This is a genomic window from Sinomonas sp. B1-1 (assembly GCF_050474465.1).
GTDB lineage: Bacteria > Actinomycetota > Actinomycetes > Actinomycetales > Micrococcaceae > Sinomonas > Sinomonas flava.
Genome location: NZ_JBCHVF010000002.1, coordinates 70,937 through 91,743 on the forward strand (window position 1 = coordinate 70,937; position 20,807 = coordinate 91,743).

20 protein-coding genes are annotated in these 20,807 nt (G+C 72.8%); 6 read left to right on the plus strand and 14 right to left on the minus strand.

Annotated features, from left to right (window positions below):
- Window positions 1-5: 5 nt before the first annotated feature.
- From ACQ5BE_RS05005 to ACQ5BE_RS05015, 3 genes are read right to left on the minus strand one after another with little or no spacing between them, the layout of a single operon-like run.
- Window positions 6-1,697 (minus strand): ribonuclease J, encoded by a 1,692-nt coding sequence (locus ACQ5BE_RS05005; RefSeq protein WP_430295840.1) that lies wholly within the window; start codon window positions 1,695-1,697, stop codon window positions 6-8.
- A gap of 13 nt (window positions 1,698-1,710) precedes the next feature.
- Window positions 1,711-2,619: a 4-hydroxy-tetrahydrodipicolinate synthase gene (gene dapA / locus ACQ5BE_RS05010; protein ID WP_430295842.1), complete on the minus strand. Its 909-nt coding sequence runs from the start codon at window positions 2,617-2,619 to the stop codon at window positions 1,711-1,713.
- A gap of 48 nt (window positions 2,620-2,667) precedes the next feature.
- On the minus strand, window positions 2,668-3,423 hold the full coding sequence (locus tag ACQ5BE_RS05015) for a carbon-nitrogen hydrolase family protein (RefSeq protein ID WP_430295844.1): 756 nt from the start codon (window positions 3,421-3,423) through the stop codon (window positions 2,668-2,670).
- Window positions 3,424-3,682: 259 nt separating this feature from the next.
- On the opposite strand from ACQ5BE_RS05015, the gene ACQ5BE_RS05020 reads away from it, so the two are divergent.
- Window positions 3,683-4,954, plus strand: a complete 1,272-nt coding sequence (locus ACQ5BE_RS05020; RefSeq protein ID WP_430295846.1) for a heparan-alpha-glucosaminide N-acetyltransferase domain-containing protein — start codon at window positions 3,683-3,685, stop codon at window positions 4,952-4,954.
- On the opposite strand, the gene ACQ5BE_RS05025 is transcribed toward ACQ5BE_RS05020, so the two are convergent.
- From ACQ5BE_RS05025 to ACQ5BE_RS05055, 7 genes are all read right to left on the minus strand, one after another.
- On the minus strand, window positions 4,951-5,430 hold the full coding sequence (locus ACQ5BE_RS05025; protein ID WP_430295848.1) for a tetratricopeptide repeat protein: 480 nt from the start codon (window positions 5,428-5,430) through the stop codon (window positions 4,951-4,953). The genes ACQ5BE_RS05020 and ACQ5BE_RS05025 overlap by 4 nt on opposite strands.
- Window positions 5,427-6,185: a 4-hydroxy-tetrahydrodipicolinate reductase gene (gene dapB, locus ACQ5BE_RS05030; RefSeq protein ID WP_413250566.1), complete on the minus strand. Its 759-nt coding sequence runs from the start codon at window positions 6,183-6,185 to the stop codon at window positions 5,427-5,429. The genes ACQ5BE_RS05025 and dapB overlap by 4 nt, the downstream gene beginning before the upstream one ends.
- Window positions 6,186-6,270: 85 nt before the next feature.
- Window positions 6,271-6,744, minus strand: a complete 474-nt coding sequence (locus tag ACQ5BE_RS05035) for a molybdenum cofactor biosynthesis protein MoaE (RefSeq protein ID WP_430295850.1) — start codon at window positions 6,742-6,744, stop codon at window positions 6,271-6,273.
- Window positions 6,734-7,243 (minus strand): MogA/MoaB family molybdenum cofactor biosynthesis protein, encoded by a 510-nt coding sequence (locus tag ACQ5BE_RS05040; RefSeq protein WP_344301068.1) that lies wholly within the window; start codon window positions 7,241-7,243, stop codon window positions 6,734-6,736. The genes ACQ5BE_RS05035 and ACQ5BE_RS05040 overlap by 11 nt, the downstream gene beginning before the upstream one ends.
- Window positions 7,240-7,803, minus strand: coding sequence for a cyclic pyranopterin monophosphate synthase MoaC (gene moaC, locus ACQ5BE_RS05045; RefSeq protein ID WP_430295852.1), 564 nt, complete (start codon window positions 7,801-7,803; stop codon window positions 7,240-7,242). The genes ACQ5BE_RS05040 and moaC overlap by 4 nt, the downstream gene beginning before the upstream one ends.
- Complete coding sequence (locus tag ACQ5BE_RS05050; RefSeq protein WP_430295854.1) at window positions 7,791-9,158, minus strand: molybdopterin molybdotransferase MoeA; 1,368 nt, start codon at window positions 9,156-9,158, stop codon at window positions 7,791-7,793. The genes moaC and ACQ5BE_RS05050 overlap by 13 nt, the downstream gene beginning before the upstream one ends.
- On the minus strand, window positions 9,155-10,807 hold the full coding sequence (locus ACQ5BE_RS05055; RefSeq protein ID WP_430295856.1) for a molybdopterin-dependent oxidoreductase: 1,653 nt from the start codon (window positions 10,805-10,807) through the stop codon (window positions 9,155-9,157). Before ACQ5BE_RS05055 ends, ACQ5BE_RS05050 begins: the two co-directional genes overlap by 4 nt.
- An 83-nt stretch (window positions 10,808-10,890) precedes the next feature.
- Between ACQ5BE_RS05055 and moaA the strand changes: the two genes are divergently transcribed.
- The 5 genes from moaA to ACQ5BE_RS05080 all read left to right on the plus strand — a co-directional run bounded on the left by moaA (window position 10,891) and on the right by ACQ5BE_RS05080 (window position 15,417).
- Window positions 10,891-12,027, plus strand: coding sequence for a GTP 3',8-cyclase MoaA (gene moaA, locus ACQ5BE_RS05060; RefSeq protein WP_430295858.1), 1,137 nt, complete (start codon window positions 10,891-10,893; stop codon window positions 12,025-12,027).
- Window positions 12,028-12,102: 75 nt separating this feature from the next.
- The gene (locus ACQ5BE_RS05065; RefSeq protein WP_430296274.1) at window positions 12,103-12,393 is read left to right on the plus strand and encodes a MoaD/ThiS family protein; all 291 of its coding nucleotides are present in this window, start codon (window positions 12,103-12,105) and stop codon (window positions 12,391-12,393) included.
- A gap of 105 nt (window positions 12,394-12,498) precedes the next feature.
- Complete coding sequence (locus ACQ5BE_RS05070; RefSeq protein ID WP_430295860.1) at window positions 12,499-13,560, plus strand: LolA family protein; 1,062 nt, start codon at window positions 12,499-12,501, stop codon at window positions 13,558-13,560.
- Complete coding sequence (locus tag ACQ5BE_RS05075; protein ID WP_430295862.1) at window positions 13,557-14,555, plus strand: ABC transporter ATP-binding protein; 999 nt, start codon at window positions 13,557-13,559, stop codon at window positions 14,553-14,555. The genes ACQ5BE_RS05070 and ACQ5BE_RS05075 overlap by 4 nt, the downstream gene beginning before the upstream one ends.
- Complete coding sequence (locus ACQ5BE_RS05080; RefSeq protein WP_430295864.1) at window positions 14,542-15,417, plus strand: ABC transporter permease; 876 nt, start codon at window positions 14,542-14,544, stop codon at window positions 15,415-15,417. The genes ACQ5BE_RS05075 and ACQ5BE_RS05080 overlap by 14 nt, the downstream gene beginning before the upstream one ends.
- Before the next feature lie 82 nt (window positions 15,418-15,499).
- On the opposite strand, the gene ACQ5BE_RS05085 is transcribed toward ACQ5BE_RS05080, so the two are convergent.
- From ACQ5BE_RS05085 to ACQ5BE_RS05100, 4 genes are all read right to left on the minus strand, one after another.
- Window positions 15,500-16,861 carry a M16 family metallopeptidase gene (locus ACQ5BE_RS05085; RefSeq protein ID WP_430295866.1) on the minus strand — a complete coding sequence of 454 codons (1,362 nt, stop codon included), beginning with the start codon at window positions 16,859-16,861 and terminating at the stop codon, window positions 15,500-15,502.
- Between the two features lie 4 nt (window positions 16,862-16,865).
- The gene (locus tag ACQ5BE_RS05090) at window positions 16,866-19,118 is read right to left on the minus strand and encodes a polyribonucleotide nucleotidyltransferase (protein ID WP_430295868.1); all 2,253 of its coding nucleotides are present in this window, start codon (window positions 19,116-19,118) and stop codon (window positions 16,866-16,868) included.
- Window positions 19,119-19,338: 220 nt separating this feature from the next.
- Window positions 19,339-19,608, minus strand: coding sequence for a 30S ribosomal protein S15 (gene rpsO, locus ACQ5BE_RS05095; RefSeq protein WP_066497233.1), 270 nt, complete (start codon window positions 19,606-19,608; stop codon window positions 19,339-19,341).
- A gap of 191 nt (window positions 19,609-19,799) precedes the next feature.
- Window positions 19,800-20,804, minus strand: a complete 1,005-nt coding sequence (locus ACQ5BE_RS05100) for a bifunctional riboflavin kinase/FAD synthetase (RefSeq protein ID WP_430295870.1) — start codon at window positions 20,802-20,804, stop codon at window positions 19,800-19,802.
- Window positions 20,805-20,807: the final 3 nt, after the last annotated feature.

The following is a 20,807-nucleotide window of genomic DNA, read 5'->3' on the forward strand; positions in this document are numbered from 1 at the left end:
ACGCGTCACGCTTCGAGCACCACCGGGATGATCATGGGGCGGCGGCGCAGCTTGCGGCTCACCCACGTCCCGATGACGCGGCGGACGACCTGCTGCAGCTGGTAGGCATTGTGGTCGGCCTTGGCGAGGATCGCCTCCTCGAGCGCGGCGTTGATCTTGGGAATGATGTCATCGAACACCGCGTCGTCCTCGGCCACGCCGCGGGCGTGGATCTCGGGGCCGGTCACCACCTTGCCGGTGGAGCGGTTGACGACCGTGATGACCGAGATGAAGCCCTCCTCGCCCAGGATGCGGCGGTCCTTGAGGTCGACGTCGGTGATCTCGCCCACACTCGATCCATCCACGTAGACGAAGCCGACCTCGACCTGTCCGACGATCTTCGCGACACCCCCGGCCAGGTCGACCACGGTGCCGTTGTCCGCGAGGATCACGCTCCCGGGCTCCATGCCCGTCTCGAGCGCGAGGTTCCCGTTGGCGATGAGGTGCCGGGTCTCGCCGTGCACGGGCATGGCGTTGAGCGGCTCGATGATGTTGTAGCAGTAGAGCAGCTCGCCGGCAGCGGCGTGGCCCGAGACGTGGACCTTCGCCGTGCCCTTGTGGATCACCTTCGCGCCGAGCTTGAGGAGCCCGTTGATGACCCGGAACACGGCGTTCTCGTTGCCCGGGATCAGTGACGACGCGAGGATGACCATGTCGTCCTCCCCCACCTGCACGCGGTGGTCGCCGTTGGCCATGCGGGACAGCGCCGCCATGGGCTCGCCCTGGGAGCCGGTCGACATGAGGACGAGGCGGTGGTCGGGGATGTCGTCGATCGCCTTGATGTCCACGAGGATGCCCGGCGGGATGTCCAAGTACCCGAGCTTGGCGGCGATGCCCATGTTGCGCACCATGGAGCGTCCCACGAAGGCGACCTTGCGGCCATGGTGGTGGGCGGCGTCGAGCACCTGCTGCACGCGGTGGACGTGGGAGGAGAAGCTCGCCACGATGATCCGCTTCCGGGCCTGGCCGAAGAGCCGGTCGAGGGTGGGGCCGATCTCCTTCTCCGCGGTCGTGAACCCCGGGACGTCGGCGTTGGTCGAGTCCGCCATGAAGAGGTCCACGCCCTCCTCGCCGAGGCGGGCGAAGTGGCGCAGGTCGGTGATGCGGCCGTCCAGCGGGAGCTGGTCCATCTTGAAGTCGCCCGTGTGCAGCACCGTGCCGCCCGCGGTGCGGATGAACACGGCGAGGGCGTCCGGGATCGAGTGGTTGACGGCGACGAACTCGGTCTGGAACGGACCGAAGTCCAGCACCTGCCCCTCCTCGACGACGCGCAGCCGCGGGGTGATGCGGTGCTCCGCGAGCTTGGCCTCGACGAGCGCGAGGGTCAGCTGCGAGCCGACGAGCGGGATGTCACGCCGGTGCCTCAGGAGGTAGGGCACGGCGCCGATGTGGTCTTCGTGGCCGTGGGTGAGGACCACAGCGACGACGTCTCCCAGCCGGTCCTCGATGTACGAGAAGTCGGGCAGGATGAGGTCGACGCCGGGCTGGGTCTCCTCTGGGAACAGGACGCCGCAGTCCACGATCAGGAGCTTGCCGCCGAATTCGAAGACGGCCATGTTCCGTCCGACTTCGCCCAGCCCTCCCAGCGGGACGACCCGCAGTGACCCCGCGGGCAGCGGGGGCGGTGTGGTGAGGACGGGCAGGGCGCGTTGGGTCATGCTGTGCTTCTTCCTAGGCGAAGTCCATTCCGGCTTCGGCCAGATCGTTGCGGATAAGGGCGAGCTCCGCCTCACCGGGCTCCACGAGCGGGAGCCGGACGACGGAGTTGGGCAGGACACCCTGCCACTTGAGAACCTGCTTGGCTGCGACAGCACCCTGGACGCGTGTCATGATGCCGCGGATCGCGGGCTCGAGCTCGAAGTGGACCTTGCGCGCCGCCGCGAAGTCCCCGGCGAGCCCCGCGTCCACGAGCGCGCGGAACTGCTGGGTCGCGACGTGCGCCGTGACGGAGACGACGCCGAGCGCGCCGGCGGCCATCCACGGCAGCGTGAGACCGTCGTCGCCGGAATAGACGGCAAGGTCCGTCTTGGCCAGGACAACCGAGACGGCGCCGAAGTCGGCCTTCGCGTCCTTGAGGCCGACGATGTTGGGGTGCTCCGCGAGGCGGAGCACCGTCTCGGTGGCGATCGGGATGCCCGAGCGGCCGGGAATGTCGTAGAGCATGACCGGGAGGTCCGTCGCCGAGGCGATCGTCTCGAAGTGCGCCTGGACGCCGGCCTGGCTGGGCTTGTTGTAGTACGGGGTGACGAGCAGGAGTCCGTCGACGCCGATCTCCGCCGCCCGGCGGGACAGGCTCACCGAGTGGCGGGTGTCGTTCGTCCCGGTGCCTGCGATGACCTTTGCGCGGCCGCCGACGGCGTCGAGGACGGCCTTGAACATGCCGAGGTTCTCCTCGTCGGTCAGGGTCGAGGTCTCCCCGGTGGTGCCGGTGACGACCAGGCCGTCGCAGCCGTCGTCGACAAGCTTGGCGGCCAGCTTGCCCGCTGCATCGTAGTCGACATCGCCGTCTGCAGTGAACGGGGTGACCATCGCGGTGAGGAGGGTCCCGAAAATGCGCGTGCGAATGTCCGTGTCAGCCATGCAAAGAACGTTACCCTGTGCGGCGCCGCTTTGGGCAACGCGGGCGGTTCAGGCGGAGCGGCGCTGGTGCTCGAGCGCCGAGCGGAACAGGAGCGCCGAGACGACTTCCGTTCCCGTCCCCGAAGCGCGCGAGATCCGGTGCCCGTCCGGCCCCCAGACCCCGCTCAGGCCGCAGGAGCGGCCGAGGGCGCTCTCGCCGCCGGCGTTGGCGAGGAGCGCGAAGAACCGGCTGTCCATCGCGCGCGCGCCGAAGTGGAGGTCGAGCCGCCGCTCCTCGCCGACGACGTAGACCGCCGACGCCGCGTACAGGTCGGCACCCGCGGCGGCCGCCTCGGCCGCGTGGCTGGGCTGGGCGACATCGAAGCACACCGCGAGGGCGAGGGACCAGCCGTCGACGTCGACGAGCGTCGGCTGGTCTGCGGGTTCGAAGAGCTCTGCCTCGGCGCCGTGGAGGTGCACCTTTCCGGCGATCAGCGGGGCGGCGCCGGGCCGGACGAGTACCGACGCAAGGCGCGGCGTGCCGTCGGGCTCGCGGACCGCGGCGCCCACGACGGCGATGATGCCCATGTCCTCGCAGGCTGCCTGCAGCTGGGCGAGCTGGGCGGAGGGGCTCGTGAGCCAGTTCGCCTCGTCCGAGAGGAGGGACAGGTCGTAGCCGGTGAGCGAGAGCTCGGGGAAGACGGCGAGCCGGGCGCCGTGGTCGTCCGCGTCCTCGAGGAGACGGATGTGCTCGTCGATGTTCGCGGCGATCCCTCCCGGCAGGGGGACGGACTGCACTGCGGCCACGGCGAGCTCGGCGGACATAGGGCCCATCCTAGGACACGCTGCCGGGCAGCCCCCGGACCTCCTTCCCCGGCTGCCGCCCTGCGCGGGCGCGAGGCGGTCGTCCGCCGCCCCGGGGGACAGGACCGGGGCGGCGGACGGGACTCTGGCCGTCCCGGCGCGGCATCCGGGACGGCCATGCACCGCAGCCTAATCGAACATATATACGAATATCAAGGGTATGCGGCGAAGACGTGCAGCCCTCGCACATGCGCACATGCGCTCATGAGACGATCCCTGCATGGGTGGAAGGGGCACGGGCGCACGCGCGCCGCTCCCGGGCAGGCGCGGACCTGCCGCGGGCGCCACAGGCACCCACCGCTTGGTCGGGCTCGACATGGCCAGGGGCACGGCGCTCATCGCGATGATGACGACGCACATCCTGCCCACCTTCCAGCAGGACCCCACGACGCTGCTGTGGTCCGCGACGTGGGTCGGCACCTCCCTGTCCGGGCGCGCCGCCGCCCTGTTCGCAGTCCTTGCGGGGGTCTCGCTCACGCTCGGCCGCGTCCCGGCCGCTCGCAACCGCCTCGGACTCGCGCTGCGCGCTGGGGTGATCGCCGTCGTCGGACTCACGCTCGGCCTCGTCGAGGTGAACGTCGCTGTGATCCTGGTGCACTACGCGCTCCTTTTCTGGTGCGCGCTCCCGGTGGTCGGGCTGGGGCGCCGCGCGCTCGGGCTGCTTGCGGGAGCGTGGATCCTCCTCTCGCCGGTCGTCGCATTCCTCGTCCGGCCGGTGCTCCTGAGTCCCGGGCCCTCCCCGCACCTCGCGCACAACCCGACCTGGGAGGACCTCGGGGACCCGGGCCGGCTCCTCGCGGACCTCATGGTGACGGGGTACTACCCGGTCTTCCAATGGTTCGCCTACCTGCTCGTGGGCCTGTGGATCGGCCGCGCTCCCCTGACCCGCGCGTCCACACAGGTCGGGCTGCTCGTGGGCGGCGCGGCGGTGGCGGTGGCGGCGAAGACCGCCGCGTGGTCCTTCCTCGTGCCCCTCGGGGGGATCAACGCCCTCATGACGACAGACCAGGCCGCAATCTGGCCCCTGCGGGCGATGCTGGAGGCGAACCTGAGCGGCGTCGACCAGGTGGGCACGTGGTGGTGGCTCACGACGGCGGCACCGCACTCCGGGACACCCCTGGACCTCCTGCACACCTCGGGGACCTCGGCGGCGGCTGTCGGGGCGTTCCTGCTCGTGGCCCGTGTGGCACCGCTCATGCGCACCGGGTTCCTGGCCCCGCTCGCCGGGGCGGGCGCCATGACGCTCACTCTGTACTCGCTGCACGTCTGGGCCCTCTCGTGGCCCGCCGTGCAGGACGCCGGCCTGGAGCGGGAGCCCCTGCTGGCGGTGCACGTCGCTGCGGCGCTCGCGCTGGGCCTGCTCGTCCAGGCCAACGGGTGGCGCGGACCGCTCGAGGCGCTCGCCCACCGGGCCGCGCGCCTGGGACTGGCCGCCGGGCGCACGACGGCGCGCGGCCGCCCACGCGGGACGCCACCCGGTCGCTCGGGCTAGTCGGCCTTGCGGTGCAGCGCGATCGCCTGGCGCATGGCTGCACGCGCCTGCTTCCGGTCGCCCGAGGCGTCGTAGGCCAGTCCGAGGCGGTACCACGCGCGCCAGTCCTCGGGCGCTGCCTCGGTCTCGGCGCGGTAGCGGCCGAACTCGGCGTCGGCCGCCGAGCGCACGATCCGGCCGCCCGGGGTGCGCGGGAGGGTGTCCTCGGGCAGCCCGCCCTCGGCATCGAGCTGGCGCCCGAGCCGCTCGAGGCGGGCCCCGAACATCAGCTCGCGGGCGAGCGCCCAGGCCCCGACGACGGGGAGCACGAGGTAGGCCGCACCGATCGCCTTCGCGACCGGCTCCGGATCCGCGAGCAGGAGCCTGGCCCGGTCGAAGGTGACGGCCAGGTAGAAGACGAGCAGGAGCGTGACGGCGGCGACGCCGACCTTCGCACGGTTCGCACGGAACCAGTCCGCGAGCCCTGACGGGGTCACAGGCCCAGATCCAGGTAGCCGTCGAGGCCGACTGTCAGGCCGGGATGCGCGGCGACCTCCCGCAGGCCCAGGAGGACCCCCGGCATGAAGGAGGCGCGGTCGAACGAGTCGTGCCGGAGCGTCAGCTGCTCGCCCGGGCCGCCAAGGAGCACCTCCTGGTGCGCGACGAGGCCGCGCAGGCGCACCGCGTGGACCCGCACGCCCTCGACATCGGCGCCCCGGGCACCGTCGAGCTGCTTCACGGTGGCGTCCGGCGACGGGCCGACGCCGGCCTCGGAGCGGGCGGCGGCGATCAGCTGGGCCGTGCGGACGGCGGTGCCGGACGGCGCGTCGACCTTGTCCGGGTGGTGGAGCTCGACGATCTCCACGGACTCGAAGTAGCGGGAGGCCTTCGCGGCGAAGGCGGAGGCGAGGACGGACCCGAGGGCGAAGTTCGGGGCAATGAGGACCCCCGTGCCGGCGTGCTGGGCGAGGAGGGCCTCGAGGGAGGCGAGCCTCTCGGCGGTCCACCCGGTGGTGCCTACCACGGCGTGGAGGCCGTGCTCGACGGCGAAGCGGACGTTCTCCTCGGTGGAGTCCGGAACGGTGAGGTCCACCACGTAGCGCGCGCCGGCGTCGAGCACGGCCTCGAGGGAGTCGCCGCGGCCGAGCGCCGCCACGAGCTCCATGTCGGGCGCCGCGCCGACGGCCTTGACGGCCTCGGAGCCCATGCGCCCGTTCGCGCCCAGCACTGCCACGGGAAGTCGTTCTGCCATTCCGCCAGAGTACCGGCGGCTGGGCGCCCCCTCAGAATCGGGGGATGCGCGGCCCTGTGCGGGGCCGGCCCCGCCGGCCTTGATGTCAGCCGAGTGCCGCGACCCACTCGGTGCCGCCGTCGTCGAAGAACTGCTCCTTCCAGATCGGCACCTCGGCCTTGACCCGGTCCACGAGGTCGGAGCAGAGGCGGAACGCCTCCCCGCGGTGGGCGGCTGAGACCGCGCACACGAACGCCGCGTCCCCGACCTTGAGGTCGCCGACCCGGTGCGCGATCCACACGCGCATCGCACGCTCGGAGGCCGGCTCCGAGGCGCGGTGCTCGGCGATGACGGTCTCCACGACCGTGCGCAGTGTGTTCTGGGCCGTGGGGTGGGCCGTGTAGGACAGCCGGCTCACCCCGCGGCCGCCGTCGTGGTCGCGGACCACGCCGGAGAAGAGGACGACGGCGCCGACGTCCGGGGCGTCGACCGCGCCGCGCGCCGTGGCCTCGTCGAGCGGTTCGGCGCCGACAGCCGCGTGGACGACGTCGACGGGGTATGCGTGCTGGTCAGTGGCCATGGCCGGTGCCTCCGTGGTTGTGCTCGGCGCCGTCCTTGGCGCCTTCCGCCTGGTCGCAGATGTGCCCGATCAGGGGGTCGAGGACGGTGAGCCCGTCCATGACCCCGGAGGGGGATCCCGGCAGGTTGACGATGAACGTGCGCCCGGCGGTTCCTGCGTGGCCCCGGCTCAGGGGTGCGAGCGGCGTCTTGGCGGCGCCGGCCCGGCGGATCGCCTCCATGATGCCGGGCACCTCGCGCTCCAGCAGGGGGAGGGTCTCCTCGGGGGTGAGATCGTCGGGGCTGAGGCCGGTGCCCCCGCTCGTGACGATGACCGCGGGCGCCAACGCCAGGAGCGCGCGGAGCGCAGCCCCCACGCTCGGCCCGTCGGGGACCACGGCGGCCGGGATCACTTCGAAGCCGTGGTCGGCGAGCCAGTCGGCGATCACCGGCCCCGACCGGTCCTCGTAGACCCCGGTGGCGGCGCGGGTCGAGGCGATGACGATGCCTGCTCGCCTCATCGCGGCTCCGCTCCCCCGTCATGCGGCACCCCTTGGCTGCCCTCCTCGAGGGTCCAGTCGCCGCTCTTGCCGCCGGACTTCGCGAGGACCCTGATGTCGGAGATGACCGCGTGCCTGTCGACCGCCTTGACCATGTCGTACACCCCGAGCGCGGCGACGGAGGCGGCCGTGAGGGCCTCCATCTCGACCCCGGTCACACCGCGGGTCCTGACGCTGGCGACGACCCGCACTGACCCGGTGCCCAGTTCGAAGTCGACCGTGACCTTGGAGATCGGGAGGGGGTGGCAGAGCGGAATGAGCTCGGGGGTCTTCTTCGCGGCCATGATGCCGGCCACTCGCGCGACGGCGAGCGCATCGCCCTTGGGAAGCCCGCCCTCGGCCAGGAGCTCGATGACCTGTGGAGTGGTCGTCAGGACCGCCTGGGCCGTCGCCTCGCGCGCGGTCTCGGGCTTGGCGCTGACGTCGACCATGTGGGCGCTGCCGTCGGCGCGGACGTGGGTGAGCCCGGAGGGGATGCCCGGCTCCGGGTCGCTCTGTGGGATGTCTGTCACGTGAGCCATACTTCCACGTCGGCTCCGGCGGCCAGGTCCGTGACGTCCTCGGGCACGAGCACGAGGGCATCGGACACCGCGAGCGCTCCGAGCAGGTGGGAGCCCGGACCGCCCACGAGCGCGACGGACCCGTCCTGGCGGAGGCTCGCCCGGCGCACCTGGAGCTTGCCGTGAGGGGACTCGAGCGGCGCGGCGAGCGGCGCCGTGAGGCGCCGCCGGCACCGCGGCGCGCCGACCAGCTCGGCGAGCACCGGCCTCAGGAGCACCTCCCACGAGATCCAGCAGCTCACGGGGTTGCCGGGGAAGGCGACAACGGGGAGCCCCTCGAAGGAGCCGAGCCCCTGCGGGCCGCCGGGCTGCATCGCGAGGTGCGCGAACTCGACGTCGTGCCCGTCGAGCGCGAGCTTCGTGGCCTCGAACGCCCCCTTCGAGACGCCGCCCGTGGTGATGACGAGGTCGAGGCGGCCCTCGTCGGCCGCGCGGACGGCCTCCGCGAGCTCGCGCCGGAGGGAGGCCGGGTCGTCCGAGCGGGAGACGGCGTTCTCGGCCTCGAGGCCGTCCTCACGCAGGGCCGAGGACAGGAGCCAGCCGTTCGCGTCGTAGATCTGGCCCGGCCCAAGCGGCTTGCCGTCGGGGGCCAGCTCGGCGCCGGTGCTGATCACCAGAACACGCAGCGGGGCCCGCACCGGCAGCGTCGTGAAGCCGAGCGCCGCGGCGAGGCCGATCTGCCGTGCGCCGATAGGAGTGCCTGCGGGAAGCACGACGGCGCCCGCGGCCACGTCGCTCCCGGCTCGCCGCACATAGGTGCCCGGCTCGACCGCCGGCAGCGCCACGGTCGCCCCGGCCTCGGGGAACCGGGACGGGACGGCCCGCTCGACGGGGACGACGGCGTCCGCACCCTCGGGAAGGAGGGCTCCGGTCATGATGGGCGCCGCCTGCCCGGGTTGGAGAGGCGCTGGCACCTCCCCGGCGGCGATCGCGGCGACGACCGTGAACTCCCGCCCGGGGTCACCCCCTGTGCCGCCGAGGTCACCCCCTCTGAAGCCGACGTCACCCCGTGTGCCGCCGACGTCACCCCGTGTGCCGCCGACGTCACCCCGTGTGCCGCCGACGTCACCCCTGAAATCCGCCGAACGCACGGCGAAGCCGTCCATCTGGGAGTTGTCGAACGGCGGGAGGCTCACGGGCGCGACGAGGTCCGCCGCGAGCGCTGCGCCGAGCGCGGCACCCAGCGGCCGCTCCTGGGCGGGGCGCTGGGCGAGGGGCGCGAGGAGCTCGGCGAGCCGGGCCCGGTGCTCCTGCACGGTCCGGTGGCCGTGCACTCCTCCTCGGCCGAGGGCGTGCGGCTCGGTGTGTCCTGTCATGTCACCTCGATCGTGATGGTGTGGTATCCCGTGGCACCGTCCGGAGCCGGCGGGGCGACGGAGGCGGTCTGCACCTCGCCGTTCCCGTCCGTCGCGCGCACGGCGAGCCGGTGCGATCCGGAGGGGAGGGCGATGCGGGCCATCCACTGGTACCACGTGTCGCGGGAGATCCCGGTTCCGAGCTGCGCGGGCTGCCACGCGCCGTCGTCCGCCTGCACCTCCACCGCTGTGATCCCGCGGTGCTGCGCCCAGGCGACGCCGGCCACCGTGACCTCCCCGGCCGGGACGCGGGCGCCGCCGCGGGGGACGTCGATGCGGGAGGCGGTCTTGATGGGCCCGCGCTCGCTCCAGCCGCGGGTGCTCCAGTATGCGGTGTCCGCGGCGAACGAGGTGACCTTGAGCTGGGTAACCCATTTCGTCGCGGACACGTAGCCGTAGAGGCCCGGCACCACCAGGCGGACCGGGAAGCCGTGCTCAGGCGGGAGCGGCTCGCCGTTCATGCCGACGGCGAGCAGGGCATCGCGCCCGGGATCGGTCAGGGCCTCGAGCGGGGTCCCGGCAGTGAAGCCGTCGACGCTGCGGGAGAGCACCATGTCCGCGCCGGGCAGGGGCCGCGCGCGGGCGAGCAGCTCGCGCACCGGCCACCCGAGCCAGAGCGCGTTGCCGACGAGGTCGCCGCCCACCGGGTTGGACACGCAGGCCAGCGTCAGGTGGCGCTCAACGAGCGGCTGCGCCAGCAGTTCCGCCCACGTGAGCGTGACGGGCCCGGCGACCCTGCCGGTCACGTCGAGCCGCCACCCGCCGGGGTCGACCGACGGCACGACGAGCGCGGTGTCGATCCGGTAGAAGTCCCGGTTGGGGGTCACGAGCGGGGCAGCGCCCGGAACCGACAGGTCCGCCGCTGGCGGGACCGGCTCGGCCGGGGACGCCGGGGCCGGGAGCCGCAGGGCGTCGCGAGCGGCCGCGGCAGCGAGCGAGGCTCCGCGCACGACGGCGGTCAGCGCGCCTCCCAGCGCGACGGCGGCGGCCGTGCCCGCGAGCGCCCGGAGGAAGCCGCGCCGGGCGAGGCGGCCCGGCCTGTGAGGCGGGGCTGCGGCGGCGGGTGGGGGGCCGGCGTCGTGCGTGCGGGATCCGAGCGGCTGGCCGGCGGGCACGGCGTCGCGGCGGAGCCGTCCCACGAGCCAGCGCACGAGCGACATCGCCACGATCCCGGCGGCGAGGGCGCAGGCGACGGCGCCCGGGGACGCGAGGGAGCGGGTCACGACCGCGAGCGCTCCCGCGGCGCCCACAAGTGCCGCCAGACCCACACCGAGGCCGGGCCGGCGCAGTTCGAGGATCCCGGACACGGCGCCCAGCACGACCACGGCGAGGGTGACGGAGACCACGAGAAAGGCCTTGTCCCCGGTGCCGAAGGTCTGGATGGCCCAGTCCTTGGCCGCGCCCGGGGCGAAGTCGACGACTGCTGCTCCCACGGCCGAGAGGGGGCTGAGCGACGGACTCACGAGACCGGCCGCGAACTCGCCCGCCAGGACGCCCGCGAGCGCGGCGAGGACGCCGGACAGTGCTGCCCACCACCGGACGTTCGCAGCACCGACACCGTGCCCGCGGCGCGGACCGGGCACGCCGGCGCGCGGTTCAGGCGCTCCCATGCGTCCAGAATAGTTCCGGCGTCGAGCCCATGGCGCACCTCACCCTCGGACGTGACCGCCCGCACTGGCGTACGGTAGAAGGCATGACAGTCCAGCTCGGCATCCCCACGGTGAGGGGGGCAGCCCCGGCGTCGGGAACGGCCGGGCCGTCGGGGGCCACGGGCGCCGACCGGCCCGTGTTCGAGGGCCTGCGGGACCGGTACGGCCGCGTCGCCACGGACATGCGCCTGTCCCTGACGGACAAGTGCAACCTGCGCTGCTCGTACTGCATGCCCGCCGAGGGCCTCCCCTGGCTCACGAAGGACTCGGTGCTCACCGCCGAGGAGGTCGTGCGGATCGTGGGCATCGGCGTGCGCCTCCTCGGCGTGCGGGAGCTGCGGCTCACGGGAGGCGAGCCGCTCGTGCGGGCCGACCTGGTCGACATCGTCGCCGCGCTTCGCGCCGCGCACCCCGGCCTGCCGATCGCCCTCACGACCAACGCCGTGGGACTCGATGCGAAGGCGGCCGCCCTCGCCTCGGCCGGGCTCACACGCATCAACATCTCCCTCGACACGCTCCATCCCGAGACCTTCGCGCAGCTCACCCGGCGGCCGTTCTTCGACCGGGTCCTCGCCGGGATCGAGGCGGCAGACGCCGCCGGCCTCGGCCCGATCAAGGTCAACTCCGTCCTCATGCGGGGCATCAACGACGCCGGCGCCGCGGACCTGCTCGCCTGGTGCCTCGAGCGCGGGTACGAGCTGCGCTTCATCGAGCAGATGCCGCTCGACGCCGACCACGGCTGGACCCGCGACGGCATGGTCACGGCTGCCGAGATCCGCACCCTCCTGTCGCAGCGGTTCGCCCTCTCCCCCGACCCCCGCGAGCGCGACGGCGCCCCCGCCGAGCGCTTCGAGGTCCGTCCCCGCACGGGCGGCACGCACGACGGCTCCGCCCGCCTCCTCGGCACCGTGGGCATCATCGCCTCCGTGACGGAGCCGTTCTGCGCGGACTGCAAGAGAACGCGGATCACGGCCGAGGGCAAGGTCATGAGCTGCCTCTTCTCGCACGAGGAGGTCGACCTCCGCCAGCTGCTGCGCTCCGACGCCTCCGACGAGGACGTCGCAGCGCGCTGGCAGGACGCGATGTGGCTCAAGCCCAGGGCGCACGGCATGGACCACACGGGGCTGGGGGCCGGGGACTTCGTCCAGCCGGACCGCTCGATGTCCGCCATCGGCGGCTGAGAGCCTCCCCCGGCCCGCCACGACCCTTCGACCCGCCGCGCCGTCGGCCACCACGAGCTGGAGGAAACAGTGCAGATCACCCTGCGGTACTACGCCGCGGCCCAGGCCGCCGCGGGCGTCGCCGAGGAGCCGCTCACCGCGCCCGACGGCGCGAGCCTCGCCCAAGCGCTCGAGGCAGCCCTCGCCGTCGACCGCACCGCGCCCGTCAGCGGCGACGCGGCGAGCTCGCGCCGGGACGCCCCGGCGCTCGCCGAGGTGCTGCGGCGGTGCTCATTCCTGGTCAACGAGGTCGCGGCGAAGGACCGCTCCCGGCCGCTCGCCGACGGGGACGTCGTGGACGTCCTCCCGCCCTTCGCCGGCGGCTGAGGGCCCGGGCCAGCGGAGCGGCCGCCGACTCGAGATACTCCCGAGGGATGACGACACCGGCACGACGGCGGCGTAGCGTTGAACCAGACTCGTGAGGAGGTCGCCATGCAGCGCCGATGGCTCCGTTGGATTCCGGCAGCCGCCGTCCCGGCGGTCATCGCCGTGGGCGTGCTCGCCACCGGCGCGACAGCCGAGTCCCCTCCCCCGCCCGCGACCCCGGAGCAGGTCCTCGCACTCGCCGCCGGCCATCAGGCCCGTGCCTTCTCAGGCCAGGTGGAGCAGCGCGCCGATCTCGGGCTCCCGGCGATCCCGGCCCAGGCGCTCGGGCCCGCGACGAAGAGCTCGACTCTCGGTTCGGAGGCCGCCGCGCTCGAGTTCCTCACGAGCGCCCACACGGCCAAGGTCTACGCCGACGGCCCTCAGCGGCTGCGCGTGCAGGTGCTGGACCAGCTCGCCGAGCGGGACGCGGTCCGCAACGGCCCGGACGCGTGGACCTACGACTCGAAGGCGAACACCGTGACCCATGCGGTACTCCCCGCGGGAGCCGGCCACGCCTCCCCTGATGCCGCGTCCGCCCTGACCCCTGACCAGCTCGCCCAGCGCTTCCTCGCCGCCGCAGGGCCCAGCACGGACGTGAGGCTCGGCGACGCGGCCAGCGTGGCAGGCCACAGCGCGTACACCCTCGTCCTCACCCCCAAGGCCGCGGGAACCCTCGTCGCCTCGGTGAGGATCGCCGTCGAGGCGACCACCGGGCTTCCGCTGGCGGTGGATGTGTACGCGAAGGGCCAGGAGCCAGCCGCGCTGCACGCCGCCTTCACGCAGCTGTCCCTCACGGCCCCGGACGCCTCCGTCTTCGCCTTCACGCCGCCCCCCGGGGCGACCGTGACCGAGAAGCAGGTGCCGGCGCGGACTGCCCCCGCCAAGGACCACGCGCAGGGCGCCCCGCCAGCCACACAGGCGCCCGGGTGGGACTCGGTCGCCGTGATCCCCGCCGACCGTGTGCCCGCCGGATTCGCCGACTCGCCGCTCGTCAAGCAGCTCGCGGCGCCGGCGGCGGGCGGCCGGGTGCTCACGTCGTCGCTCTTCACGGTCTTCCTCGCCGACGACGGGCGCGTCCTCGCCGGCGCGGTGCCGGCGTCGACCCTCGAGGCCGCGGCGGCGAGGTGACCGAGGCCGGGGACGCCCAGCAGCCGGCGATCCGCGCCCGCGGGCTCACGAAGCGCTTCGGCCACCACACCGCCGTGGACCGCCTCGACCTCGAGGTGCCCCGTGGCGCGGTGTTCGGCTTCCTGGGGCCCAACGGCTCGGGCAAGACGACGACCATCCGCATGCTGCTGGGCCTCGTCTCCCCCACCGGCGGCCGTGCGGAGGTGCTCGGCGAGGACATGCCCCAGGGGTCCCGCGCCGTCCTGCCCCGTGTCGGGGCGCTCGTAGAGGGGCCGGCGTTCTATCCGTTCCTGAGCGGCGCGGCGAACCTCGCCCGGCTCGACGTCGCCGATCCCCGGTCGCTGCCCCGGACGCGCGCGGCGCGGATCGGGGAGGCGCTCGACCGGGTCGGCCTCTCGCACGCGGCCCGCAAGCGGGTCCACGCCTACTCGCTGGGCATGAAGCAGCGACTGGGCCTCGCAGCGGCCCTGCTCGCCCCCCGCGACCTGCTCGTGCTCGATGAGCCCACCAACGGGCTCGACCCCCAGGGGACCCGCGAAGTCCGCGGGCTCATCCGCTCCCTCGCCGAGGACGGCACCACCGTGTTCATCTCGAGCCACCTCCTGGCCGAGGTCGAGCAGATCTGCAGCCATGCCGCCGTCCTGCGCGCCGGGAAGCTGGTCGCGCAGGGCCCGCTCGACGAGCTGCGGGGGTCCGCCAGGGCCCGGATCGAGGTGCGCACCCCGGACACGGCCGACGCCGCCGAGGTGCTGCGCCGGCTCGGGCTCGCCGTCGATGCCGCGGGCCCGGGGGTGGTCGCCGCCGCCGCCCCGGACGGCGCCGGCGCGGGGGGCGGCTCCGCGGCAGGGACGCACGACGGCGCGCCCGCACCCGAGGCGGTCGTCGCGGCCCTCGTGGAGGCCGGCGTGCGGGTGCGGGGTTTCACGGCAGAGACGGCGAGCCTGGAGGAGCGGTTCGTCGAGCTGACCGGCGAGGGATTCGATGTCGCGGGCTGAGGCGGCGCCCCCGGCTTCCCCGGGCGCGGCAGCCAGCCCCGCCGCGCACACCGCGCGCCTGCTCGGCTCGGAGCTGCGGGTCCTGTTCGGGCGCTGGCGGACCTGGACGATGCTCGCGGCGCTCGCGGCCGTGCCCGTGCTCATCGGCCTGGCCGTCAAGTTCGCGCCGGGCCGGCCCCCGAGCGGCCGCGGCCCGGCGTTCCTCGACCAGATCACCGACAACGGGCTCTTCGCCGGCGTGGTGGGGCTCGTGGTGTGCACGCCGCTGTTCCTGCCGCTCACCGTGAGCGTCGTCTCCGGGGACGCAGTCGCCGGAGAGGCGAGCCTCGGGACGTTGCGGTACCTGCTCGTGGCCCCCGTGGGGCGGGTGCGGCTGCTCGTGGTGAAGTACCTCAGCGCCGCGGTGTTCTGCGCGGCGGCCGCGCTCGCCGTCGTGCTCGGCGGCGCCCTGATCGGGGCGCTGCTGTTCCCGCTCGGGCAGGCCACGCTCCTGTCCGGGGCGCAGGTGGGGGCGGCGGAGGCGTTCGGGCGGCTGCTCCTGATGGCGGCCTACGTGACCGTCTCGCTGCTCGGGCTGGCCGCGATCGGCCTGTTCGCCTCGACGCTCACATCCGTCCCCGTCGGGGCCATGGCCGCGACCGCGGTGCTCGCCGTCGTCTCCCAGATCCTCGGTGCGCTCGACCAGCTCGAGTGGCTGCACCCGTGGCTCTTCACGGACCAGTGGCTGGGCCTCGCAGACCTCCTGCGGGAGCCGATCTCCTGGGACTCGTTCGGGCAGAATGCGTGGCTCCAGGCCGGGTACGTCGCCCTGTTCGGTGCTCTCGCCTACGGCCGCTTCGCGACAAAGGACATCCTCGCCTAGGGACACGACCCCCATCAGGGACATGACCCCTCAACCGGATGGCGATTGAGGGGTCATGTCCCTGTCGTGAAGGAGGCACCTCTCAGGCGAGGCCGAAGGTCTCCGTCTGCTCGAACGGTCCCACCACCGTGACGGTGCGCGGCGCGTTCGCGAGGAGGCGGGCGAGGTCCTGGACCTCGTCCGCGGTGACCGCGGAGATCTGGGCGAGGGTCTCCTCGATGTCCTGGAACTCGCCCGAGACGAGCTCGGCCCGTCCGAGCCGGGACATGCGCGAGCCCGTGTCCTCGAGGGCAAGCACAATCCCGCCCGAAAGCTGCCCGACGGCCTTGCGGAGCTCCTCCTCAGTGATGCCGTGCTCAGCGAGCTTCTCGAGTTCGGCGCCCATGAGGGCCAGGACCTGGGGGACCTTGGCGGGGGCGCAGCCGCCGTAGATCCCGAAGTACCCGGCGTCGGCGTAGGCCGAGGCGAACGAGTACGTCGAGTAGACGAGGCCGCGCTTCTCGCGGATCTCCTGGAACAGGCGCGAGGACATGCCCCCGCCCAGGACGGCATTGAGCACGCTCATGACGTACCGGCGGTCGTCGGTCGCGGTGATCGACGGGCAGCCCATGATGACGTTGGCCTGCTCGACCTGCCGCGTGATCACGGAGAGGCCGGGCCTCCCGCTGATCTCCGCGGCGACGGTCGAGCGCCTTCCGACGGGCGGCGCGCCTTCCGTCAGGCCCCAGCCCGCGCCGTGGAGGGCGTCGAGCACGAGCCGGCACACGACGTCGTGCTCGAGGCCGCCCGCAGCGGTGACCACGAGCTCGTTCGGGCGGTAGTAGCGGCGGTAGTGCTCCCACACCGAGTCACGGGCGACGGCGCGGATCGCCTCGGGCGTGCCGCCGATCGGCCGTCCCAGCGGGTGCTCTCCGAGGACGGAGGCCACGAAGTGCTCGTGCGCCACGTCGGTCGGGTCGTCGCCGTCCATGGCGATCTCCTCGAGGATGACGTCGCGCTCCTGCTCGAGCTCATCGGGGTCCAGGACGGCGGAGGTGATCATGTCCGCGATGACGTCGATCGCCATCGGCAGGTCGGTGTCGAGCACGCGCGCGTAGTAGCACGTGCTCTCCTTCGCGGTCGCGGCGTTCGACTCTCCGCCCACCTCGTCGAACGCCGAGGCGATCTCGAGCGCGGTGCGCCGCTGGGTGCCCTTGAACAGCAGGTGCTCGAGGAAGTGGGTGGATCCGTGCTGGCCGGCTGCCTCGTCACGGGATCCCACCCCCACCCAGAAGCCGATCGCCGCCGACCGCTGGCCCGGCGTCGCCTCCGTGAGGACGCGCACGCCGCCCGGGAGGACGGAACGGCGCACGACGGCGCCGCCCTCCTTCCCGAAGACGGTGGTCGACGCGGGCGCGCCGTCCACGAGCCGGCCAGCGGTCAGCGGCAGTTCGACAGTGGCCATCCGGTTACGCGTCGGCCGCTGCAGCGTCGGCCTGCTCGGCCGGCGCCTCGGCCGCAGCCCCGTCCTCGGCCACGACGGGCGCGAGGGAGAGCTTGCCGCGGTCGTCGATCTTGGTGATCTCGACCTGGACCTTCTGCCCGATCGAGACGACGTCCTCGACGTTGTCCACGCGCTTTCCGCCCGCGAGCTTGCGCAGCTCGGAGATGTGCAGCAGGCCGTCCTTGCCCGGGGTGAGCGAGACGAACGCGCCGAACGTGGTGGTCTTGACGACCGTACCGAGGTAGCGCTCGCCGACCTCGGGCAGCTGCGGGTTCGCGATCGCGTTGACCGCTGCCCGGGCCGCCTCGGCCGAGGAGCCATCGGTCGCGCCGATGAGCACGGTGCCGTCGTCCTCGATGGAGATGTCGGCGCCCGTGTCCTCCTGGATCTGGTTGATCATCTTGCCCTTGGGGCCGATGACCTCGCCGATCTTGTCCACCGGGATCTTGATCGCGATGATGCGCGGGGCGAACTCGGAGAGCTCGTCCGGGCCTTCGATCGCGGCGTTGATCACGGACAGGATGTGCAGGCGGGCCTCGCGGGCCTGCTTGAGCGCGGCGGCGAGGACCGAGGCGGGGATGCCGTCGAGCTTCGTGTCGAGCTGGATCGCGGTGACGAACTCGGACGTGCCGGCGACCTTGAAGTCCATGTCACCGAACGCGTCCTCGGCGCCGAGGATGTCCGTCAGCGCCGCGTAGCGGGTCTGACCGTCCACCTCATCGGACACGAGGCCCATGGCGATGCCCGCGACGGGCGCCTTGAGCGGCACGCCGGCGTTGAGCAGCGACAGGGTCGAGGCGCACACGGAGCCCATCGACGTCGAGCCGTTGGAGCTGAGGGCCTCGGACACCTGGCGGATCGCGTACGGGAACTCTTCGCGGCTCGGCAGCACGGGCACGAGGGCGCGCTCGGCCAGGGCGCCGTGGCCGATCTCGCGGCGCTTCGGAGAGCCGACGCGGCCCGTCTCACCGGTGGAGTACGGCGGGAAGTTGTAGTTGTGCATGTACCGCTTGTGCGTCTCCGGGGAGAGCGAGTCGATCTGCTGCTCCATCTTGAGCATGTTCAGCGTGGTGACGCCCAGGATCTGGGTCTCGCCCCGCTCGAAGATCGCGGACCCGTGGACGCGCGGGAGCACCTCGACCTCGGCCGTGAGCTGGCGGATGTCCGTCAGGCCGCGGCCGTCGATGCGGACCTGGTCCTTGAGGATGCGCTGGCGCACGACCTTCTTGGTGACCGAGCGGAAGGCCGCGGAGAGCTCCTTCTCGCGCCCTTCGAACTGCCCGGCGAGCTGGGCGAGGACCTCGGCCTTGAGCTGGTCGGAAGCGTTCTCGCGGTTCTGCTTGTCCGCGATCTGGAAGACCTCGGCGAGCTTGTCCGCGGCAGCCGCCTCGACGGCGTCGTATGCGTCCTGCTCGTAGTCGAGGAAGACCGGGAACTCGGCGGTGGGCTTGGCGGAGCGGTCTGCGAGGTCCTGCTGGGCCTCGCAGAGGGCGCGGATGAACGGCTTGGCGGCCTCGAGGCCCTCGGCCACGACCTCCTCGGTCGGGGCGGTGGCGCCCTCGTCCTTGATGAGGCTCCACGAGTGGTCGGTGGCCTCGGCCTCGACCATCATGATGGCGACGTCGTCGCCAGCGATCCTTCCGGCGACGACCATGTCGAACGTCGCGCGCTGCAGCTGCGAGTGCTTCGGGAACGCCACCCACTGGGCGCCGTGCTCGTCGTGCACGAGCGCGACGCGGACGCCGCCGATCGGGCCCGAGAAGGGCAGGCCCGCGAGCTGCGTGGACATCGAGGCCGCGTTGATGGCGACGACGTCGTAGAGCTCGTCGGGGTTGATCGCGAGGACGGTCACGACGACCTGGACCTCGTTGCGCAGGCCCTTGACGAACGCGGGGCGCAGCGGACGGTCCATGAGGCGGCACGCGAGGATGGCCTCGGTCGAAGGGCGGCCCTCGCGGCGGAAGAACGAGCCGGGGATGCGGCCCGCGGCGTACATGCGCTCTTCGACGTCCACCGTGAGCGGGAAGAAGTCGAAGCCCTCACGCGGGGACTTGCCCGCGGTCGTGGCGGAGAGCAGGGCGGTGTCGTCGTCGATGTACGCCATGGCGGCGCCGGCGGCCTGCTTGGCGAGGCGACCGGTCTCGAAGCGCACAACGCGCTGGCCGAAGCGGCCGTTGTCGATCACGGCCTCTGAGAACTGGATCTCGGGACCCTCCATGGGAGAGCCACCTCCGTTTCATGTTGCTCGGAGGCGGCGGAACCCGGTCTTCGATCGAGGCCCTTCGCGCGGCCCGTGAGGACGCCCGCAAAGGCCACTACCGAGGACCGCAGATTGCCGGCGCCTCACGATGGATTGTCTTAGTCGGTACGAGAACGCTTGCTAGATGGTGATGCGGCCCGCCGCTTCCCTTGGAAGAAAGAGACGGGCCGCTCACAGACTACCGGCGGAGGCCGAGCCGCTCGATGAGGGAGCGGTAGCGCGCGATGTCGGTGTCGTGCAGGTAGGCGAGCATGCGCTTGCGGCGACCCACCAGCGCGAGCAGGCCGCGCTGGGTGTGGAAGTCGTGCTTGTGCTGCTTCATGTGCTCAGTCAAGTCCTTGATGCGCTTCGTCAGGACGGCGATCTGGACCTCCGGGGAGCCCGTGTCGCCTTCCTTGGTCGCGTATTCCTTGATGATCTCCTGCTTGACGGCGGGATCCAAAGCCATGTGGTTTCGGTACCTCTCGTGTCGTGCCGTGCGGCCCGCAGAACGCTGCGTCCTCGGGGAACGCCGGGTCTTTTCGCTGGTGGGCGGCGGATCCGGCGCGGCCCAGGCCGCCACGGACTGCAGCGAGGGCCACAGAGGATTCTATCGCTCCGCGCCGCGCCCTGTCGAAACGTGGTTCGGCGGGGGTGAGGCTAGACCGAGCGCCCGGCGGCGGAGAGGATCGCGTGGGCCTGCTCGACGTCGAGCTTCATCTGGTCGATGAGGGCCTCGGGCCCGCGGTAGGCGACCATGCCGCGCAGCCGCTCGACGAACTCGACGACGACGCGCTGGCCGTAGAGGTCGAAGTCCTCGGGTGCCTCGTCGGGGCGGTCGATCACGTGCGCCTCCACCTGGCGCGCCACGCCGGCGAACGTCGGGTTGGACCCGACCGAGATCGCGGCGGGCCAGCGGGTGCCCTTCTCGTCGACGAGCCAGCCGGCGTAGATCCCGTCGGCGGGGATGTGGCCAGCGGAGTCGTGGTCCAGGTTGGCGGTGGGGAACCCGAGGGCCCTGCCGCGGGCCGCACCGTGCACGACCTCGCCGTGCATGGCGTGCGGGCGCCCGAGGATCTCTGCCGCGGTGCGGACGTCGCCGGCGTCGAGCGCCTCCCGGACCCACGTCGAGGAGCAGCGGCGCTCCTCGGCGTCGTCCGCGTGGCCGCGCTCGACCGGCGCGGCGGGCTCGGTGAAGTCCTCGACCACCACGACCTCGAAGCCGAACCGCTCCCCCAGCTCCTGCATCGTCGCCAGGTCGCCGGCGTTGCCGCGGCCGAAGCGCACGTCGTGGCCCACGACGACGTGGCTCGCCTTGAGCCCGTCGACGAAGACGCCGCGCACGAACTCCTCGGGCGTCTGCTGGGCGAACTCGAGCGTGTAGTGGATGACGAGGATTGCGTCGAGGCCGTAGGCCGCCAGGGCGGCGAGCCGGTCCTCGATGCCCATGATGAGGTGCGGCGCCGTGTCCGGGCGGTGGACCCGGGCGGGGTGCGGGTCGAAGGTCACGGCGACGGCCCGGCTGCCGGAGGCTGCGGCGGCGGCCTTGAGCCGAGCGAGGACCTGCTGGTGGCCGCGGTGGACGCCGTCGAAGTTGCCGATGGTGACGGCTGTCGGGCCGAAGTCACCGGGAACCTCGTCCACACCGTGCCAGATCAAGCCCATCGT

What these genes read in the sequence shown, in the direction of transcription:
- rpsO (WP_066497233.1), bottom strand. Translation starts at nt 19,608, where the DNA reads ATGGCTTTGGATCCCGCCGTCAAGCAGGAGATCATCAAGGAATACGCG.
- ACQ5BE_RS05090 (WP_430295868.1), bottom strand. Translation starts at nt 19,118, where the DNA reads ATGGAGGGTCCCGAGATCCAGTTCTCAGAGGCCGTGATCGACAACGGC.
- ACQ5BE_RS05085 (WP_430295866.1), bottom strand. Translation starts at nt 16,861, where the DNA reads ATGGCCACTGTCGAACTGCCGCTGACCGCTGGCCGGCTCGTGGACGGC.
- moaC (WP_430295852.1), bottom strand. Translation starts at nt 7,803, where the DNA reads ATGGCTCACGTGACAGACATCCCACAGAGCGACCCGGAGCCGGGCATC.
- ACQ5BE_RS05005 (WP_430295840.1), bottom strand. Translation starts at nt 1,697, where the DNA reads ATGACCCAACGCGCCCTGCCCGTCCTCACCACACCGCCCCCGCTGCCC.
- ACQ5BE_RS05100 (WP_430295870.1), bottom strand. Translation starts at nt 20,804, where the DNA reads ATGGGCTTGATCTGGCACGGTGTGGACGAGGTTCCCGGTGACTTCGGC.
- moaA (WP_430295858.1), top strand. Translation starts at nt 10,891, where the DNA reads ATGACAGTCCAGCTCGGCATCCCCACGGTGAGGGGGGCAGCCCCGGCG.
- dapB (WP_413250566.1), bottom strand. Translation starts at nt 6,185, where the DNA reads ATGGCAGAACGACTTCCCGTGGCAGTGCTGGGCGCGAACGGGCGCATG.
- ACQ5BE_RS05015 (WP_430295844.1), bottom strand. Translation starts at nt 3,423, where the DNA reads ATGTCCGCCGAGCTCGCCGTGGCCGCAGTGCAGTCCGTCCCCCTGCCG.
- ACQ5BE_RS05070 (WP_430295860.1), top strand. Translation starts at nt 12,499, where the DNA reads ATGCAGCGCCGATGGCTCCGTTGGATTCCGGCAGCCGCCGTCCCGGCG.
- ACQ5BE_RS05020 (WP_430295846.1), top strand. Translation starts at nt 3,683, where the DNA reads ATGGGTGGAAGGGGCACGGGCGCACGCGCGCCGCTCCCGGGCAGGCGC.
- ACQ5BE_RS05040 (WP_344301068.1), bottom strand. Translation starts at nt 7,243, where the DNA reads ATGAGGCGAGCAGGCATCGTCATCGCCTCGACCCGCGCCGCCACCGGG.
- ACQ5BE_RS05055 (WP_430295856.1), bottom strand. Translation starts at nt 10,807, where the DNA reads ATGGGAGCGCCTGAACCGCGCGCCGGCGTGCCCGGTCCGCGCCGCGGG.
- ACQ5BE_RS05080 (WP_430295864.1), top strand. Translation starts at nt 14,542, where the DNA reads ATGTCGCGGGCTGAGGCGGCGCCCCCGGCTTCCCCGGGCGCGGCAGCC.
- ACQ5BE_RS05050 (WP_430295854.1), bottom strand. Translation starts at nt 9,158, where the DNA reads ATGACAGGACACACCGAGCCGCACGCCCTCGGCCGAGGAGGAGTGCAC.
- dapA (WP_430295842.1), bottom strand. Translation starts at nt 2,619, where the DNA reads ATGGCTGACACGGACATTCGCACGCGCATTTTCGGGACCCTCCTCACC.
- ACQ5BE_RS05035 (WP_430295850.1), bottom strand. Translation starts at nt 6,744, where the DNA reads ATGGCCACTGACCAGCACGCATACCCCGTCGACGTCGTCCACGCGGCT.